This is a genomic window from Streptomyces chromofuscus (assembly GCF_015160875.1).
Taxonomy (GTDB): Bacteria; Actinomycetota; Actinomycetes; order Streptomycetales; family Streptomycetaceae; genus Streptomyces; species Streptomyces chromofuscus.
This window is the reverse complement of record NZ_CP063374.1, coordinates 815,661-831,188: the sequence shown is the minus strand read 5'-3', so window position 1 is coordinate 831,188 and position 15,528 is coordinate 815,661. Positions and strand designations below refer to the sequence as shown.

The following is a 15,528-nucleotide window of genomic DNA, read 5'->3' as shown; positions in this document are numbered from 1 at the left end:
CGTCAGTAGCGCCCTCGCAAGGGCCCGGCTCGTCGACCGTGCCATCCCGCCGACCTAGGGACGTGGGTAACGACCATGGCTCCACGACGCCCGAACCGCCGCAGACACGTCACCGTCGTGTCGCTGCTCCTCCTCGTGCTCGCCACCGTCCTCGGCCCGTCGCCCAGCTCGGCGGCCGGAACCGACTGGTGGAACCCGGTCGCACGACCCGCCCCGGACTCGCAGATCAATGTCACGGGCGAGCCGTTCACCGGCACGAACGCCCAGGGCGAGGTGCGCGGCTTCGCCGACCTGCACAACCACCTGTTCTCCAACGAGGCGTTCGGCGGACGGCTCATCTGCGGCAGGACCTTCTCCGAGGCGGGCATCGCCGACGCGCTCAAGGACTGCCCCGAGCACTACCCCGACGGCTCACTCGCCGTCTTCGACTTCATCACCAACGGCGGTGACGGCCGCCACGACCCGGTCGGCTGGCCCACGTTCGAGGACTGGCCCGCCCATGACTCGCTGACCCACCAGCAGAACTACTACGCCTGGGTGGAGCGGGCCTGGCGCGGCGGCCAGCGCGTCCTCGTCAACGACCTCGTCACCAACGGCGTGATCTGCTCCGTCTACTTCTTCAAGGACCGCAGCTGCGACGAGATGACGTCGATCCGGCTGCAGGCCAAGCTGACGTACGACCTCCAGGACTACGTCGACCGGATGTACGGCGGCCCCGGCAAGGGCTGGTTCCGGATCGTCACCGACAGTGCGCAGGCCCGTCAGGTCATCGAGCAGGGCAAGCTGGCGGTGATCCTCGGCGTCGAGACCTCCGAACCGTTCGGGTGCAAGCAGATCCTGGACATCGCGCAGTGCAGCAAGGAGGACATCGACAAGGGACTGGACGAGTTGCACGCCCTCGGCGTGCGCAGCATGTTCCTGTGCCACAAGTTCGACAACGCGCTGTGCGGTGTCCGCTTCGACTCGGGCGCGCTCGGCACGGCGATCAACGTCGGGCAGTTCCTGTCGACCGGCACCTTCTGGAAGACGGAACCGTGCGCCGGACCGCAGCACGACAACCCCATCGGCGGCGCGGCGGCACCCGAGGCCGAGAAGGAACTCCCCGCCGGCGTGGAGGTCCCCTCGTACGGCGCGGACGCCCAGTGCAACGTGCGCGGACTCACCGAACTCGGCGAGTACGCCGTGCGCGGCATGATGAAGCGCAAGATGATGCTCGAGATCGACCACATGAGCGTCAAGGCCACCGGCCGGGTGCTCGACATCTTCGAGGCCGAGTCGTATCCGGGCGTGCTGTCCTCGCACAGCTGGATGGACCTCAACTGGACGGAGCGGGTCTACTCGCTCGGCGGCTTCATCGCCCAGTACATGCACGGCTCCGAGGAGTTCGGCGCCGAGGCGCGGCGCACCGACGCGCTGCGCGAGAAGTACGACGTGGGCTACGCCTACGGCACCGACATGAACGGCGTCGGCGGCTGGCCGGCCCCGCGCGGCGCGGACGCCCCGAACCCCGTGCGGTACCCCTTCCGCAGTGCCGACGGCGGCTCGGTCATCGACCGGCAGACCACCGGCCGGCGCACCTGGGACCTGAACACCGACGGCGCCGCGCACTACGGGCTCGTCCCGGACTGGATCGAGGACGTCCGGCTCGTCGGCGGTCAGGGCGTGGTGGACGACCTGTTCCGGGGCGCCGAGTCCTACCTGGACACCTGGGGAGCGTCCGAGCGGCACCAGGCCGGCGTCAACCTCGCCGCGGGCGGCTCCGCCACGGCCAGCTCGGCCGAGTGGAACCCGTTCACCAGCTACGCGCCGGGCCGGGCCGTGGACGGCGCGCCGGACACCCGCTGGGCCAGCGACTGGAGCGACGACCAGTGGCTGCGGATCGATCTCGGGTCGACGAACCTGGTCGGGCGCGTCACGCTCGACTGGGAGCGGGCGTACGGGAAGGCTTACCGCGTCGAGCTCTCCACCGACGGCGTGAACTGGCGGACCGCCTGGTCCACCACCGCCGGTGACGGCGGCCTGGACACCGCGCGGTTCACCCCGGCACCCGCCCGGTACGTCCGCGTCCAGGGCCTGGACCGGGGCACCGACTGGGGTTACTCGCTGTACGAGGTGGGTGTCCACAGCAGCTGACGGCCGCACGGCAGCGGGCGCCGCCGGTCGCGTACGGCGGGGCCCGCCGCCGTCCAAGTCGCTTTCCCTCCTCAGGTGTTCGGCCGAGGCCGGGGCACGGCGGCTCGGTCACGCGCACGTATGCGCGAGTTGCACGCATCTTGTGCGACGTTCCGGTGGTCTGATCGGATTCTCCTGTCCTTGCGGGTGGATATTTCTACGCGGTGGAAGGGGTGGCGGGGCCTGGCGAATTACCCTGGCGAACAGCGCCGCCGGGCGTGGGTGTCCCCGAAGTGCGCGAAAGGGGAGGACGGTTGGCAGGGATCACGGTCGCACGATGGCTGGTCCGTTTCCGTGTGCGGAAGAACCGGGGTATCCGGGTGGAGCCGCGCACTCCTTCGAGTGATCCTCTCGCCGCTCTGGTGAGGACCGCACAGCGGCTCGACTACGGCGCCGGCCGGGCCGGCGGGGCGATGGAGGGCGACCGGAAGCGGTAGGTGTGGCGGTGGGCGCACGGGGCCCGCACTCACAGCCGGTTCGGTGACCGCCGGGCCGTTCGGCGACCGGCCCCCCGCGGCGCACCACCAGGGAAGGGGCGGCCGGTCGGCCCTCGGCGACGCTGTGAGCCAGGACGGCTCGCTCGTCATGGCCGAGGCGCGGGCCGGATCGTGGCCATCGACGGCGGCGACCACCTCACCGTCGGCGCCGAAGGGCCTGGTCGTCCCGTCGACGCGGCCTTCGTGCGGCCGGGCGCTGCCATGGCGCGAAGACCGGTGGGCCGTGCTCCGTGTCGCGGAGGACGGGAGCACGGTGACCGTCGCGGACGGGCTCGGCGCGCCGCGGGGAATGGTGATCGTGGGTGACGAGGCGTTCACGCGGAGACGGCGCACCGCGGGCTCCGGGCGGTCTCCCTCACCACGGGAGAGCCGGACCCGCGTCGAGGGCCTGCCGGTCGGGCCGCCCCGGGCGTCGAGCACCGCGCGCGACCCGCCGTCTCCGTGGGCGCCATGTTCGGCTCACCTGCCCCTGCGCCGGGCCGGCCGTCGCGCTGCTGCTCGCGGCGACGGGGAGGCCTCGGTGCTGCGGCTGACCCCGTCGCGAAGGGCCGACCCGGACCAGCCGCCCCAGGACGGGTGGGGCCGGGCCCGGCCCGGACGTGCCCGGGTTTCTCCTCCCGACGGGGAATGGTCTGCGCCCCGCCGGGGTACGCGTCGAGGGCCGCACCGGGGACCGATCTTGGCCCGGGCGGGCCCCCCAACCCCACGATCAGGGAATCCGCCATGGAGACACCCGCGAACGACCCCACCCCCACACCGGCCCAGCGGGCGCTGGACGCGCTCGTCGTGAACACCGAGGACGAGGCGGCGCTGGACACGCTCGCGAGCAGCGAGGTGCTGATCCCCGTGCCGGACGACGCCGCCGACGAGGAGGCCGCCGACCCCACCGCGGTGGCGCTGCCGGTGCTGGAGGAGCCGGACGGGCGTCCGGTGGTGCCCGTGTTCACCTCCGAGCTGGAGATGGCCGAGCTGCTGCCGTTCGTTTCCCGCTATCGCCTCGTACCGCTCGGCGCCCTCGCCTCGCAGTGGCCGTCGGACGATCTCTCCCTCACCATCGACGGCAGTTCGTCGCACGGTCTGACGCTCACCTCGGACGGGGTGCGCACCCTGCTGGCCCGGCCGCAGCGCTGAGCCCGGGCGTTCACCTCGCCTGAACGCCCACGTCACGCGGGGGCCGCCCCTCCGACGGACGCCGAGGTCGACCGGAAATGTGCGGAACGTCGGGGGTCGTCTTGAGGGTCGTCCTGCTCGGCACCGCGGCCGGTGGCGGCTTCCCGCGGTGGAACTGCGGCTGCACGCCGTGCGCCGCCGCCCGTGACGGCAAACTGCCCTCCCGCACCCAGGAGGCGGCGGCCGTCACCGGCAACTCCCGCGACTGGTGGCTGCTCAACGCGTCGCCGGACATCCGCGCCCGGCTCACCGCCACCTCGGCACTGTGGCCGGGCCCCGGATCCCTGAGGACGCCGGTGCGGGGCGTGCTGCTCACCGACGCCGAGCCCGACCACGTGTCCGGGCTGACCGAGCTGCGCGGAGGTCCGGGCCTGAAGGTGTACGCCGCGCCGCCGGTCCTCGACGCGCTCGCGCCCGCACGCGCCATGGTCGACCGGTATGCGCCCTGGGAGTGGCACGACAAGCCTCACCGCGGGTGGTTTCGTGGTTTCCGGCGGCCTGGTCGTCACCGCGCTCCCCGTCGGGGCGTCGGCGCCCGCGTACCTGCGCCGGCGTCTGACGGACGGTGCGACGGACGGGTGCTGGGTGACGGCGTACCGCATCGAGGACCTGGCGACCGGCGGCGTCCTCGTCCACGCGCCCCGTCTTGCGGCCCGGGGCGCGGACCTGGACGAACTGCTGGCGGGCGCCGACTGCGCGGTGCTGGACGGCGGCGGTCGCCCTCCGGGGGCCACGGTCCCGGCCGCGACCGCCCCGGCCGGGACGTCCGGGCCGCGTCGCGTGCCCATCCGCCTCGACGACATGAGCCCCCTCCTCGATCCCGCCTCGGCCGCGCGCACGCGCGGCCGAGGCGGGCATCGAGGTGCTTGACGACGGGACCGAGTTCGTCCTGTGACGGCCGCCTCGCGTCACTCGGTGGTGAGTTCCAGGAGCTGGTCGGCGGCGGTGGTGCTGCCCGCGTCGGCGAGGCGGCGCAGCTCGTCCAGGTCGCCGCGCTCGGTGGCGGCTTCGACGAGCCGGTCGGTGGCGGCGCTGCTGCCCCGGTCGGCCAGGCGGCGCAGCTCGTCCACGTCACCCCGTTCGGCGGCGCGTTCGACCAGCTCGTCGATCGCGTCGGGGTCGCCGCTGTCGGCCCGCTCCCTCAGCAGGGTGAGCGCCATCTCGTCGGAGTCGGTCATGTCGGCACCTCTCGTGGGTCGGTAGCCCCGTCAGGGCAGCTTTCCCGAGGCTCGGAGTCCGTCACGACCGGGTACCCCGGCGGGTGGCCCGCCATCAGGGGGAAGTCGCCGGGCCTTCCAGCGTCCGGGCCAGCGCCGCCCGGTGCAGGGGCAGCACCTCCGCGTGCAGGGCGCGGCCCTTGCCCGTCAGGGCGACCCACACGCCCCGCCGGTCCTCCGCGCAGACCGACCGTTCGACCAGCCCGTCCTTCTCCAGTCGGCCGATGAGGCGGGACAGGGCGCTCTGGCTGAGGTGCACCCGGCCCACGAGGTTCTGCACCCGGCAGAGGTCGCCCTCCTCGGGCGCGGCGGTGGCCAGGATGTCCAGCACCTCGAAGTCGCTCGCACCGAGCCCGTGCGGATGGAGCACGCGGTCGATCTCGCACATCGTGCGCGCGTGCGCCGACAGGATGTCCCGCCACCGCTGCTCGAGACCGGTGCCGGCTGTTTTCGCTGCCATGTCCGCACGGTAACACCGATTCGACCAATTGTTGAGAGTGCAACTAGTGCGTACGCAAGAAGCCGAACTTCCGGGGACGGCGAGGGCTCAGGCGGTCGGGTCCTGGAGCAGGCCGACGAGGTTGCCGTCGGGGTCCTGCACCGAGGCGATCAGCCGGCCGGCGCCCACGTCCCGGACGTCCTGCAGGGTCTCGGCGCCCGCGGCCAGCAGCGCCGCGAGGGTGGCCCGGATGTCGGCCACGTGCCAGAACGGGACCGGACCGGTCAGGCCCTGCGCATGACCGTTCGGGTCGAGGCCGATCTCCTGCCCGGCGTACCGGAAACCCGCGTAGTAGGGCTGATCCGTGTGCGGCTCGACTCCCAGCAGCGCGCTGAACAGCGACTTCGCCTTCTCCAGGTCCTTGACGGGGTAGACGATCGTCTGCAGGCCGGCGGTCATTGGCGTACTCCTCGTGTGGCGTGGTCCGACGGCTGTTTCCGTCGGTGGCCTCACGCTAGGCCGGGGGAGCGGTGGACGGCTTCTTCGATCCTGACCAGTTGCCGCGCACGCTGCCGCGGCTCGCCGTCACGCGCCGGTCCCCGCTGCGTCGACGCCCGCTTCACCAGCTCCGTCGGCAGAATGACCGCCGCCGGATCCTCCCGCCGATCTGCGTGAGCAGCACCCGCACCATCTCCGCGCTGATCCGGTCCCACGGCTGCCGGATGGTCGTCAGCTGCCGGGCTCACGGCGACGACGGCGGGGGAGTCGTCGAAACCGCCGACCGCCACGTCCTGCGGCACCCGGCGCCCCGCCCGCCGCCGTGCGGTGAGCACGCCCTGCGCCATCAGGTCCGACGCGACGAACACCGCGTCCGTGCCGGGAGCCCGTGCGAGCAGCCGCTCGGCGCCCGCCTCGCCGCCGGCCCGGCTGTAGTCGCCGGAGACGATCAGGCGTTCGTCGACGGCGACGCCGGCCTCGGTGAGCACCTCCCGGTACCCGGCGAGCCGCTCCGCACCGCCGGGTGTGTCCGGCGGGCCGGTGACGACCCCGATCCGGCGCCGCCCCAGCGACAGCGGATGACGGACCATGTCCCGCGCGCCGTCCCGGTCGTCGGCGGCCACGTGACTCACCTTCGAGCCCGGCCCGATCGGCTTGCCGCACGCCCCCAGTGGCACCCCGGCCTCCCGCAGCTCCTGCGCCACCGGGTCCCCGGAGTGGCTGGAGACCGGCAGCACCCCGTCGACGTCACCAGCATCCTGGAGGCCGTCCCGAACCGCCGCGGCCTCGGCGTCTTCCCCTGGGCGGCCACCTGGACCGCGGTCCCCGGCAACGGCTGGGACCCGGCAGACGCCTCCTCCGGACAACGATGGGAGAATCAGGCGCTGTTCGGCTACGACGACCGGGCGCTGCCGGCGATGGCGTGGTTCGCCCACCGCCAGGGCGAGGGCCCTGTCGTGCCGAGCCGGACTGCCGAGGAGCCCGCCCCCGGCCGGGAGTGCGGTGACCTTCCGCGAGGCCTGGACAGGGTCCCCGCTCCGGGGAGCCGCGTACCGGTCCTCGGCGCATCCGGACGACCCGGTCGGGGAGGGCGCACCTCCGCGGCCGAGTGGTCGCGCTTCCGCGACATTGCGTCGAAGGCCCGTTCGATCCCGGTCAAGTGCGGCGGTGTGCCCGGCGGGGCCGCTTGCCCGGCGCCACAGTGGGAAAGCCGCTTGTGAGCGCCCGGACCGAGGGGGACGAGAATGCTGCAACCTCCCGCCAACGACACCCGCCTGCGCATCCTGGAGTGGCTGAAGGATCCGGTCGCCCACTTCCCACCCCGACGGCACACCGACCTCGTCGCGGACGGCGTGTGCGCCGACGCCGTCGCCGCGAAGCTCGGTGTGCGCCGCTCGGTGGCCCACACCCACCTCACCCTCCTGGCGGACCTCGGCATGCTGCGCGCCAAGCGGGTCCGGCGCCGTACGTACTACCGCCGCGACGAGGTGCGCATCGCCGAGGTGGCCCGGCTGTTCGAGAAGGGCTGGTAGGGGAGCGGCCGCGACGGGCACCCGCCCGGGCGTCACGCCCCCGACCGCGAAGGGCAGCCGCCCGTGCCCGGTCCCCGCCCCTCGTGCCGCTGCGCCCAACGGCCCCGCCGCGCGCCCCGGTTCACGTCGACACCGGCGCGCGGGGCCCCGAGGTCGTCGTCGCCGACCCCGGGCCGCTTCCTGACCGGAGTCGAGGACGGCCGCATCCTGCGCGTCGACGGCCGGAGCGACCCGCGGCGACCCGTGTCGAGACCGTCGCCGAGACCGGGGGCCGCCCGCTCGGTCCCGAACTCCCGCCCCGCGACGCGCTGTTCGCACGGGTCGGCCGATGCGCCGGAGCCCGGCGTGACCGGCCCGAAGCGCTGCTGGACGGACTGCAGTTCGCGAGCGGCCTCGCGTCAGCCGGTACGGCTCGTTCCCGGTCGTCGCCGGGACCAGCGCCTGCCGCCTCCTTCCCCCCTCACCCACCGCCGCACCGGCTTCCGCATGGTCACCATCGTCCGCGAAGGGGGCGACCTGCCGGTCCCGGGCAGCGTCCGGGACCGCGGCGTCGAGGTGCGCACGGCACCGGAGCCGACGTGACGGGGCCGCGGACCCGGAGTTAACCTGGCGTGCGGCCGCGTACCCGCGCGGCGCGGCGGTGGGGCCCGCCGTACCCGAACCGCGGCGTCGGTGCCGCCACCGGTCCCTACTCGCGACGACAGGCGCCCGCGGTGAGGGCCCCGGCGAGTAGGAGACATGCCGTCATGACATCCCCGGAGACCGAGAGCCTCTCCGCGGGCACCCGTCGCCCGCGGCGGCGCGACTGGCGCGGCCAGGTTCCCGTCGTCGCGGTGGTGGCCGTCGGGGGAGCGATCGGCGCGACGGCCCGGTACGCGGCCGGCCTGTGGTGGCCCGAGCGGACCGGCGGGTTCCCCTGGGCGACCTTCTGGGTCAATGTCGTCGGCTGCGCCCTCATCGGCGTGCTCATGGTGCTCATCACCGACGTTCGGGTCGCCCACCGCCTCGTCCGCCCGTTCTTGGGCACGGGCGTCCTCGGTGGCTTCACGACCTTCTCGACGTACGCCGTCGACATCCAGCGGCTGGTCGACGGCGGCCACCCGCGCACCGCCCTGGCGTATCTGGCGGCGACCGTGTCGGCGGCGCTCGCCGCGGTGTGGCTCGGCGCGACCGCGACCCGCCGTTTCTTCACCTGGAGGCAGCGATGACCCGGCTGACCGGCAACGCCACGCGCGTGACCGTCTTCGTCGGAGAGAACGACACCTGGCACCACAGGCCCCTGTACTCCGAGATCGTGCACCGGGCCCGCGCCGCGGGGCTCGCCGGCGCCAGCGTCTTCGCGGGGGTCGAGGGCTTCGGTGCCTCGTCCCTGATCCACACCTCCCGGCTGCTGTCGCTGAGCGAGAACCTGCCGGTGGCCGTCGTCGTCGTCGACACCGAGGAGCGCGTCCGGGCCTTCCTGCCGCAGCTGGACGAGCTGGTCACCGAAGGGCTCGTGATCCTCGACGACTGCGAGGTCATCAGGTACGTCGGCCGGGAGGGCGGCCGGGGCGGAGCGGACACGGAGGAGGAGCCGTCGTGAACTGGCTGCTGGTCGTCGCGGGCGCCGTGATCGGCGCCCCGCTCCGCTACCTGACCGACCGGGCGGTGCAGTCCCGGCACGACTCCGTCTTCCCGTGGGGCACCTTCGTGGTCAACGTCGTCGGCTGCGCGGTCCTCGGCCTGCTGGCCGGTGCGGCAGCGGCGGGGGCGGCGGGCTCGCACCTCCAACTGCTGCTCGGCACCGGCCTGTGCGGGGCCCTGACGACGTACTCGACCTTCTCCTACGAGACCCTGCGGCTGGCCGAGACCGGGGCCGGTCTCTACGCCGCCGTCAACGTCGTGGGGAGCGTGGGCGCGGGCCTCGGCGCTGCCTTCGTGGGGGTGGCGACGGCCGAGGCCGTCTGGGCGTAGTGGAACCGCGTCGACTCAGTCGCCCGCGTCGCGTCGCAGCGGCTCCCCGACGCTCCGCAGGTGGCGCAGTGCCTCCCGGTGCGAGGCGAGCAGCCCGGTCCGGTGGTAGGGGATGCCCAGGTCGGCGCAGTACCGCTCGGTGATGACCTGGGCCCTGCCGAGTGCCGGCGCATGGACGAGTTATCCGTGAGCACCATGGGATTGGCCATGCGGTTCAGTATCGGAACCGCTTTCCGGCGGCGGAATGCCGTCCGCCCCCGGGGTGGGGGTGCCGCCCGCCCCCTGCCGGAGCGGGGTTTCCCGTACCTGGGCCGCCCCGGTCCGCTTGACACCTCCGTCCCGCCGGCCGGAATATCTCCCCGTGAACCTGTCAGACAGCCAGACAGGTGGAGCGGGCCCGCGGCGCGTCAGCGCGATGGAAGCGGTGCTGGCCCACCTCCGCGGCGCCATTGAGCGCGGCGACTACGCGATCGGCGACAAACTGCCCTCCGAGGCGGAGCTCTGCCGCACGCTCGAGGTCTCCCGGCCCGTGCTGCGGGAGGCCCTGCGCGCCCTGCAGACGATGGGGCTGACGGTGGCCAAGACCGGCAAAGGCACCTTCGTCGTCGCCAGCAGCGTCGAGGACCCCACCTTCGGCGACTACTCGGCCAGCGACCTGCTGGAGGTGCGCCGCCACGTCGAGATCCCGGTCGCGGGCTACGCGGCGCTGCGCCGCACCCCCGAGAACCTGGACCACCTCGCCCACCTGCTGGAGCGCATGGAACGGGAGACGGACACCACCGCGTGGGTCGCGATGGACACCCTCTTCCACCTGGCCGTGGCGGAGGCCGCCCAGAACCCGGTGTTCCGCCGGGTCATCGAGGAGATCCGGGACGCGCTGGCCCGCCAGTCGGCGTTCCTGAACGAGCTGGGCGGACGGCGTGAGCAGTCCAACCGGGAGCACCGCGCCATCGTCGAGGCGCTGATCGACGGGTCCGAGCGGGACGCGACCGAGGCCATGTCCCACCACCTCGACCGCGTCGAGACCAGCCTCACCGACATCGTGCGCCGCGCGCCCAGGGCCGACGCCGTCGACGGCGGACCGCAGACGTGAGCCGGCGGCCCTCCCACCCCACCGACCCCCGGACCCGACGCGTGACCCGCGCAGCGGTCCACCCCGACCCCTCAGCGAGCCAGGCAGTGATCCACAGCAGCTCCGTCGCGGACGCACCCCCCGTCCGTGAGCCCCTCCACGCCCCCGTGGCCCACCTGATACGCGCCGGGATCGTCGAAGGCGTCCACTACGGCTCCGTCGTCGTCCTCGACGCGGACGGCGAGGTCGCCTTCCAGCTCGGCGACATCGAGGCGGCGTTCTACCCGCGCTCGGCGCTCAAGCCGCTGCAGGCCGTGGCCATGGTGCGCGCCGGGCTGGCGCTCGACGGCGAGCTGCTGTCCCTCGCCGCCGCCAGCCACTCCGGCGAGGAACGCCACCTCGCCGGCACCCGCCGCATCCTCGAGATCGCCGGGCTCTCCGAGAGCGACCTGCGCAATGTCCCCGACCTGCCGCTCGACCCGGTCGTCCGGGACGCCTGGGTGCGCGAGGGCCGGACGCCCTCCCGGCCGGCGCAGAACTGCTCCGGCAAGCACGCCGCCATGCTCTGCACGGCCAAGCTCAACGGCTGGTCCCTCGACGACCACCTCGACCCGGCGCACCCCCTCCAGCAGGCGATCGCCGAGGCCGTCGAGGACCTCACCGGGCAGCGCGTCGCCCACGTGACCGTCGACGGCTGCGGCGCGCCGCTGTTCTCCGTCTCCCTGCACGGCCTCGCCCGCGCCACTGCCCGGATCGTCACCGCCGCGCCCGGCACCCCCGAGGCGCGCGTCGCCGACGCGATGCGGGAGCACGCCGAGATGGCCTCCGGGTCGGGCCGGGACGTGGCCGCGCTGATGCGGGCCGTGCCGGGGCTGCTCGCCAAGGACGGCTTCGAGGGCGTTCAGGTCGCCGCGCTGCCCGACGGCCGGGCGATCGCCGTGAAGATCGCCGACGGGGCGAGTCGGGCTCGCGTCCCGGTCGCCGCCGCCGCGCTGGCCCGCGCCGGGGTCGACCCGGCGCTGCTCACCGCGTTCGCGGGCGAGCCGCTGCTCGGCGGCGGACGGCCGGTGGGGTGCGTGCGGGCGGTTCGGGCGCTGGACCCGGTTCCTCTGCTGTCCTGCGTGTAGCGCGCAGCCGATGGCCGGTCCGAAGGGCGCGCGCCGGGACCGGACCGGAGGCACACTGGTGATCATGACGTCGTCGCTGAGCTTCCAACCGGTCCTGGAGCGCATCGCCGAGGTAGTCGAGCACACCCCCGGCCGAGGACGCCCCGCCGACCACATCCCGGCACTGGCCGCCTGCGACCCGCGCCGCTTCGGCATGGCCGTCGCGGAACTCGACGGCACGGTGTACGGGGTGGGGGAGTGGCGCGAGCCGTTCTCCACCCAGTCCGTCACCAAGGTCTTCACCCTCGCCCTCGACCTGGCCCGCGAGGGCGACGAGCTCTGGGAGCACGTCGGCCGCGAGCCCTCCGGCAACCCCTTCAACTCCCTGGTGCAGCTGGAGTACGAGAACGGCATTCCGCGCAATCCGTTCATCAACGCCGGTGCGCTGGTCGTCACCGACCGCCTCCAGACCCGTACCGGCGACGCGGCGGGCACACTGCTGCGGTTCCTGCGCGACGAGAGCGGCAACCCCGAGGTGGACCTCGACCCCGAGGTCGCCGCATCCGAAGCGGCGCACGGCGACCGCAACGCCGCACTGGCCCACTTCATGGCCTCCTACGGCAACATCGACAACCCGGTGCCGCTGCTGCTCGACCAGTACTTCCGGCAGTGCTCGATCCGGGCGTCCTGCGCCGATCTCGCCCTGGCCACCGCCTTCCTGGCCCGGCACGGCGTGCGCGCCGACGGTTCCCGGCTGCTCAGCCGCAGCCAGGCCAAGCAGGTCAACGCCGTGATGCTGACCTGCGGCACGTACGACGCGGCGGGCGACTTCGCCTATCGGGTGGGCCTGCCCGGCAAGAGCGGGGTGGGCGGAGGAATCGTCGCCGTGGTGCCGGGACGCTGCACGTTGTGCGTGTGGAGCCCGGGACTCGACGAACGCGGCAACTCGGTGGCCGGGGTCGCCGCCCTGGACCGTTTCACGACGCTCACCGGACTGTCGGTGTTCTGATCACACGGAGGTCAGACGCAGGTCAACCCCCGGAGGGTGGCGCGTCGCCTTCCGGCCACCCGGCGTTGACACGCTGACCGAGTGTTGGCCATGGCTTCCTCCGTCGATCTCCGCCGCTGCCAGATGCTCGGTCTGGCCGGTACCGCCTTCCTGGCGCTGGGTGGTGAGACGGCCGGAGCCCTCCCGGTCCGGGAGTTGCTGTCGCCGTCCTCGGCCGGCGCCGCGCTCGGACTGGTCGGCGTCTACTTCGGCGTCGTCCTGCTGATAGCCGCCTGGGCGCTGCTCGGCCGGCTGCTGCGCGGCCCCGAACCGCCCGCGCCGCGCGCCCTGTTGCTGGTCCTCGCCTTGTGGGCGGCCCCGCTGCTGCTGGCCCCGCCGCTGTTCAGCCGGGACGTCTACAGCTATCTCGCGCAGGGCGCCATGGTCGACGCGCGGATCGACGTGTACACGCACGGCCCGTCCCGGCTCGGCGGCCCCCTCGCCGAGGAGGTGTCCCCGGTGTGGCAGCACACGGCCGCCCCCTACGGGCCGGTGTTCCTCGCCGCCGCCTCCGCGCTGTCCGGCCTGACCCGGGGCGACCTGCCCGCCGGCCTCATGGGCATGCGGCTGCTGGCGCTGCTGGGCGTCGCCCTGATGGCGGCCGCGCTGCCCCGCCTGGCCCGGCACAGCGGCGCCGACCCGGCTGCCGCCCTGTGGCTCGGCGCCCTCAACCCGCTGGTGCTGCTTCACCTGGTGGCCGGCGCGCACAACGACGCCATGATGCTCGGCCTGCTGGGCGTCGGCCTGGTCGCGGCGCTGGGCCGTTGGCCGGTTCTCGGCGCCGTCCTCGTCACGCTCGCCGCGCTCGTCAAGGCGCCCGCCGCGCTCGGTCTCGCCGCGCTCGTCGTCCTGCAGATGCGCGCGGGCCGCAGCGCGGCGCGGGCAGTGCTGACGACCGTCGCCGCGTCGGCCGCCACGACCGTGGCCGCGACGGCCGTCGCCGGCACGGGATACGGATGGATCGCCGCTCTGAACACTCCCGTCTCACCGCACAACTGGGCGCTCACCAGCCTGCTCGGCCGCGCCACCGCCGCGTTGCTGGAGCGGCTCGGCAGCGACCTGGCCCCGCTCGCCGTGCCGGTCTGGCACATGATCGGCCTGGTGATCACCGCCGTGGCGCTGCTCGTCATATGGGCGCGGCTGCGCCGGCGCCCGGTGTACGCCCTCGGCCTCAGCCTGGCGGCGGTGGCCGCCTTCGGCCCGGCCATCCGGCCCTGGTACGCGCTGTGGGGCCTGTTCCTCATCGCCGCCGCCGCACCGAACACCTCGGTGCGGTACCGGGTGGCGGCGGTCACCTGTGTGCTCGCGCTCGGTGTCCTGCCCAGCGGGGGCCCGGCCGGCCTCGGGCAGCTGGTGCTGGCGGTCTCCGGCGGCGTCCTCGCCGTCGTCGTGCTGTGGCAGGCCCACCAGGCCGCGCAGGCTCCGGTCCTGGGGCGCACGGCATGAGAACACCCCGCACCGACCGCGGGCGGCTGCTGGCCGTCCTGGCCCTCGCCGTCGCCGTGACCGTCTTCACCGCGACCGTGCCGCTCCTGCGCGACTGGTTCGACCTGCGCGTCTACCACGGCACCATCCACAGCTGGATCCACGACGGCGGCCGGATCTACGACTACCGGGTGCCGGGCACGATGTACGGCTTCACCTACCCGCCGTTCGCCGCCGTCGCCATGCTGCCGATGGCCCTGGTCGGGATCGGGGCCGCGATCGTGATCGCGCTGCTGCTCAACCTGGCCGCGCTGGCCGTGTCGATGCGCGTGCTGACCGGCCGGGCCTGGCGCCGCCACGGCTGGTACGGCTGCGCCCTGGCCGCCGGTGCCCTCGCGCTGTACGAACCGCTGCGCGACACGTTCAGCTTCGGGCAGGTCAACGTCCTGCTGCTGGCCCTGGTGCTGGTGGACGCCTGGCTGCTCGCCACCGGGCGGGGCCGCTGGGCCGGCATCGGCATCGGTCTCGCGGCGGCCGTCAAGCTCACGCCCGCCCTCTTCATCGGCCTGCTGCTGCTCGCCCGGCGCCGGCGGGCCGCCGGCGTCGCGACGGGCGTGGCCGTCGGGGCGACGGGCCTGGCGGCCGTGGTGGTACCGGAGGCGTCGCGCTTCTACTGGACGCACGCCATGTGGGACACCACCCGCGTCGGCCGGCTGGACTACGTCTCCAACCAGTCCCTGCAGGGCATCCTGGCCCGGCTGGACGTCGAGAGCCGCGCGGTCTGGGCGGTCACGGTGCTGCTGGTGCTCGGGGTGTGGGCGTGGCGCGCCCGCAGGGCCGTGGCGGCCGGCGACTGGTACGCCGCGTTCGCCCTCACCGGTCTGACGGCGTGTCTGGTCAGCCCGATCACCTGGGTGCACCACCTGGTGTGGCTGCTGCCGGCCTTCGTGCTGCTGGTCCGCGCCGGTCAGCAGCGGGTCGCGGCCCTGCTGTACGCGGTGATGTGCACCAGCGTGGTGTGGCTCTGGTTCGACGACGCGTCCGGCGTCGACGGCTTCCTCGGCAGCAACACCTACGCCTGGATCACCCTCGGGCTGCTGCTGGGGACGCCGGTCGGTCAGTCCTCGATGTGGAAGGGTTCCAGCCGCAGGACCAGCGCGACGGCCGCCGCGCCCAGACAGGCGGCCGCCGTGATCGCCGCCGTCTCCGGCCAGCCTGGCTCGGGCTCCGGCGCGACCGCCGCGGTCACTCGCGCGGGCACGGCCTCCGGGCCCGGGCGGGGCCTGCTGCGCAGGGCCTCCAGCGAGCCGACCGGGTCGACCTGGCCGGCGGCGCCGAAGCCCCAGTCGAGCAGCGACCGGGCCTCCTCGTAGACGTCGAACGGGCCGCCCGACTGAGG

16 protein-coding genes and 3 pseudogenes are annotated in these 15,528 nt (G+C 73.9%); 14 read left to right on the top strand and 5 right to left on the bottom strand.

The features are described 5' to 3' along the window. The first annotated feature begins 75 nt into the window (after positions 1–75). The 4 genes and pseudogenes from IPT68_RS03740 to IPT68_RS33790 all read left to right on the top strand — a co-directional run bounded on the left by IPT68_RS03740 (position 76) and on the right by IPT68_RS33790 (position 4,709). The gene (locus IPT68_RS03740; protein ID WP_189701926.1) at positions 76–2,133 is read left to right on the top strand and encodes a galactose-binding domain-containing protein; all 2,058 of its coding nucleotides are present in this window, start codon (positions 76–78) and stop codon (positions 2,131–2,133) included. A 1,259-nt stretch (positions 2,134–3,392) separates the two neighbouring features. Beyond that, positions 3,393–3,800 (top strand): SseB family protein, encoded by a 408-nt coding sequence (locus IPT68_RS03735; RefSeq protein WP_189701925.1) that lies wholly within the window; start codon positions 3,393–3,395, stop codon positions 3,798–3,800. Positions 3,801–3,877: 77 nt separating this feature from the next. After that, positions 3,878–4,198, top strand: a pseudogene (locus tag IPT68_RS33795) (MBL fold metallo-hydrolase); the annotation flags it as partial. 124 nt (positions 4,199–4,322) lie between these two features. Beyond that, positions 4,323–4,709, top strand: coding sequence for an MBL fold metallo-hydrolase (locus IPT68_RS33790; RefSeq protein ID WP_228040240.1), 387 nt, complete (start codon positions 4,323–4,325; stop codon positions 4,707–4,709). A gap of 38 nt (positions 4,710–4,747) precedes the next feature. On the opposite strand, the gene IPT68_RS03725 is transcribed toward IPT68_RS33790, so the two are convergent. The 4 genes from IPT68_RS03725 to IPT68_RS03710 form a co-directional block, all read right to left on the bottom strand. After that, positions 4,748–5,017 (bottom strand): hypothetical protein, encoded by a 270-nt coding sequence (locus IPT68_RS03725; protein ID WP_189701924.1) that lies wholly within the window; start codon positions 5,015–5,017, stop codon positions 4,748–4,750. A 94-nt stretch (positions 5,018–5,111) separates the two neighbouring features. Then, positions 5,112–5,516, bottom strand: a complete 405-nt coding sequence (locus IPT68_RS03720) for a MarR family winged helix-turn-helix transcriptional regulator (RefSeq protein ID WP_189701923.1) — start codon at positions 5,514–5,516, stop codon at positions 5,112–5,114. A gap of 87 nt (positions 5,517–5,603) precedes the next feature. Next, a complete protein-coding gene (locus tag IPT68_RS03715; RefSeq protein ID WP_189701922.1) occupies positions 5,604–5,954 on the bottom strand; it encodes a VOC family protein in 351 nt (116 codons plus the stop codon). 50 nt (positions 5,955–6,004) lie between these two features. Beyond that, entirely contained in the window at positions 6,005–6,730 is a 726-nt protein-coding gene (locus IPT68_RS03710) for a LacI family DNA-binding transcriptional regulator (protein WP_228040238.1), read from the bottom strand. A 6-nt stretch (positions 6,731–6,736) separates the two neighbouring features. On the opposite strand from IPT68_RS03710, the pseudogene IPT68_RS03705 reads away from it, so the two are divergent. From IPT68_RS03705 to crcB (IPT68_RS03685), 5 genes and pseudogenes are all read left to right on the top strand, one after another. Continuing rightward, positions 6,737–6,931: pseudogene (locus IPT68_RS03705) on the top strand (glycosyl hydrolase 53 family protein); the annotation flags it as partial. 306 nt (positions 6,932–7,237) lie between these two features. Continuing rightward, positions 7,238–7,525, top strand: a complete 288-nt coding sequence (locus tag IPT68_RS03700; RefSeq protein WP_189701921.1) for a helix-turn-helix domain-containing protein — start codon at positions 7,238–7,240, stop codon at positions 7,523–7,525. A 746-nt stretch (positions 7,526–8,271) separates the two neighbouring features. After that, on the top strand, positions 8,272–8,733 hold the full coding sequence (crcB, locus tag IPT68_RS03695) for a fluoride efflux transporter CrcB (protein WP_189701920.1): 462 nt from the start codon (positions 8,272–8,274) through the stop codon (positions 8,731–8,733). Beyond that, entirely contained in the window at positions 8,730–9,107 is a 378-nt protein-coding gene (locus tag IPT68_RS03690) for a DUF190 domain-containing protein (protein WP_189701919.1), read from the top strand. Before crcB (IPT68_RS03695) ends, IPT68_RS03690 begins: the two co-directional genes overlap by 4 nt. Then, positions 9,104–9,478 carry a fluoride efflux transporter CrcB gene (gene crcB, locus IPT68_RS03685; protein WP_189701918.1) on the top strand — a complete coding sequence of 125 codons (375 nt, stop codon included), beginning with the start codon at positions 9,104–9,106 and terminating at the stop codon, positions 9,476–9,478. Before IPT68_RS03690 ends, crcB (IPT68_RS03685) begins: the two co-directional genes overlap by 4 nt. A 15-nt stretch (positions 9,479–9,493) precedes the next feature. Here crcB (IPT68_RS03685) and IPT68_RS33785 read toward each other — a convergent pair. Beyond that, positions 9,494–9,646 (bottom strand): annotated as a pseudogene (locus tag IPT68_RS33785) (acyl-CoA desaturase); the annotation flags it as partial. A gap of 247 nt (positions 9,647–9,893) precedes the next feature. Here IPT68_RS33785 and IPT68_RS03680 point away from each other — a divergent pair. The 5 genes from IPT68_RS03680 (at position 9,894) to IPT68_RS33780 (ending at position 15,502) form a co-directional block, all read left to right on the top strand. Next, complete coding sequence (locus IPT68_RS03680) at positions 9,894–10,571, top strand: FadR/GntR family transcriptional regulator (protein WP_189701952.1); 678 nt, start codon at positions 9,894–9,896, stop codon at positions 10,569–10,571. An 89-nt stretch (positions 10,572–10,660) separates the two neighbouring features. Beyond that, positions 10,661–11,677, top strand: coding sequence for an asparaginase (locus tag IPT68_RS03675; protein WP_189701951.1), 1,017 nt, complete (start codon positions 10,661–10,663; stop codon positions 11,675–11,677). 55 nt (positions 11,678–11,732) lie between these two features. Then, on the top strand, positions 11,733–12,665 hold the full coding sequence (locus tag IPT68_RS03670) for a glutaminase (RefSeq protein ID WP_189701950.1): 933 nt from the start codon (positions 11,733–11,735) through the stop codon (positions 12,663–12,665). 90 nt (positions 12,666–12,755) lie between these two features. After that, positions 12,756–14,150, top strand: a complete 1,395-nt coding sequence (gene mptB / locus IPT68_RS03665; RefSeq protein WP_189701917.1) for a polyprenol phosphomannose-dependent alpha 1,6 mannosyltransferase MptB — start codon at positions 12,756–12,758, stop codon at positions 14,148–14,150. Next, positions 14,147–15,502: a glycosyltransferase 87 family protein gene (locus tag IPT68_RS33780; RefSeq protein ID WP_228040231.1), complete on the top strand. Its 1,356-nt coding sequence runs from the start codon at positions 14,147–14,149 to the stop codon at positions 15,500–15,502. Before mptB ends, IPT68_RS33780 begins: the two co-directional genes overlap by 4 nt. Positions 15,503–15,528: the final 26 nt, after the last annotated feature.

Coding starts and splice junctions, on each gene's coding strand:
- IPT68_RS33780 (WP_228040231.1), top strand. CDS start 14,147: ATGAGAACACCCCGCACCGACCGCGGGCGGCTGCTGGCCGTCCTGGCC.
- crcB (WP_189701920.1), top strand. CDS start 8,272: ATGACATCCCCGGAGACCGAGAGCCTCTCCGCGGGCACCCGTCGCCCG.
- IPT68_RS03680 (WP_189701952.1), top strand. CDS start 9,894: ATGGAAGCGGTGCTGGCCCACCTCCGCGGCGCCATTGAGCGCGGCGAC.
- IPT68_RS03735 (WP_189701925.1), top strand. CDS start 3,393: ATGGAGACACCCGCGAACGACCCCACCCCCACACCGGCCCAGCGGGCG.
- mptB (WP_189701917.1), top strand. CDS start 12,756: ATGGCTTCCTCCGTCGATCTCCGCCGCTGCCAGATGCTCGGTCTGGCC.
- IPT68_RS03715 (WP_189701922.1), bottom strand. CDS start 5,954: ATGACCGCCGGCCTGCAGACGATCGTCTACCCCGTCAAGGACCTGGAG.
- IPT68_RS03690 (WP_189701919.1), top strand. CDS start 8,730: ATGACCCGGCTGACCGGCAACGCCACGCGCGTGACCGTCTTCGTCGGA.
- IPT68_RS03740 (WP_189701926.1), top strand. CDS start 76: ATGGCTCCACGACGCCCGAACCGCCGCAGACACGTCACCGTCGTGTCG.
- IPT68_RS03725 (WP_189701924.1), bottom strand. CDS start 5,017: ATGACCGACTCCGACGAGATGGCGCTCACCCTGCTGAGGGAGCGGGCC.
- IPT68_RS03700 (WP_189701921.1), top strand. CDS start 7,238: ATGCTGCAACCTCCCGCCAACGACACCCGCCTGCGCATCCTGGAGTGG.
- IPT68_RS03720 (WP_189701923.1), bottom strand. CDS start 5,516: ATGGCAGCGAAAACAGCCGGCACCGGTCTCGAGCAGCGGTGGCGGGAC.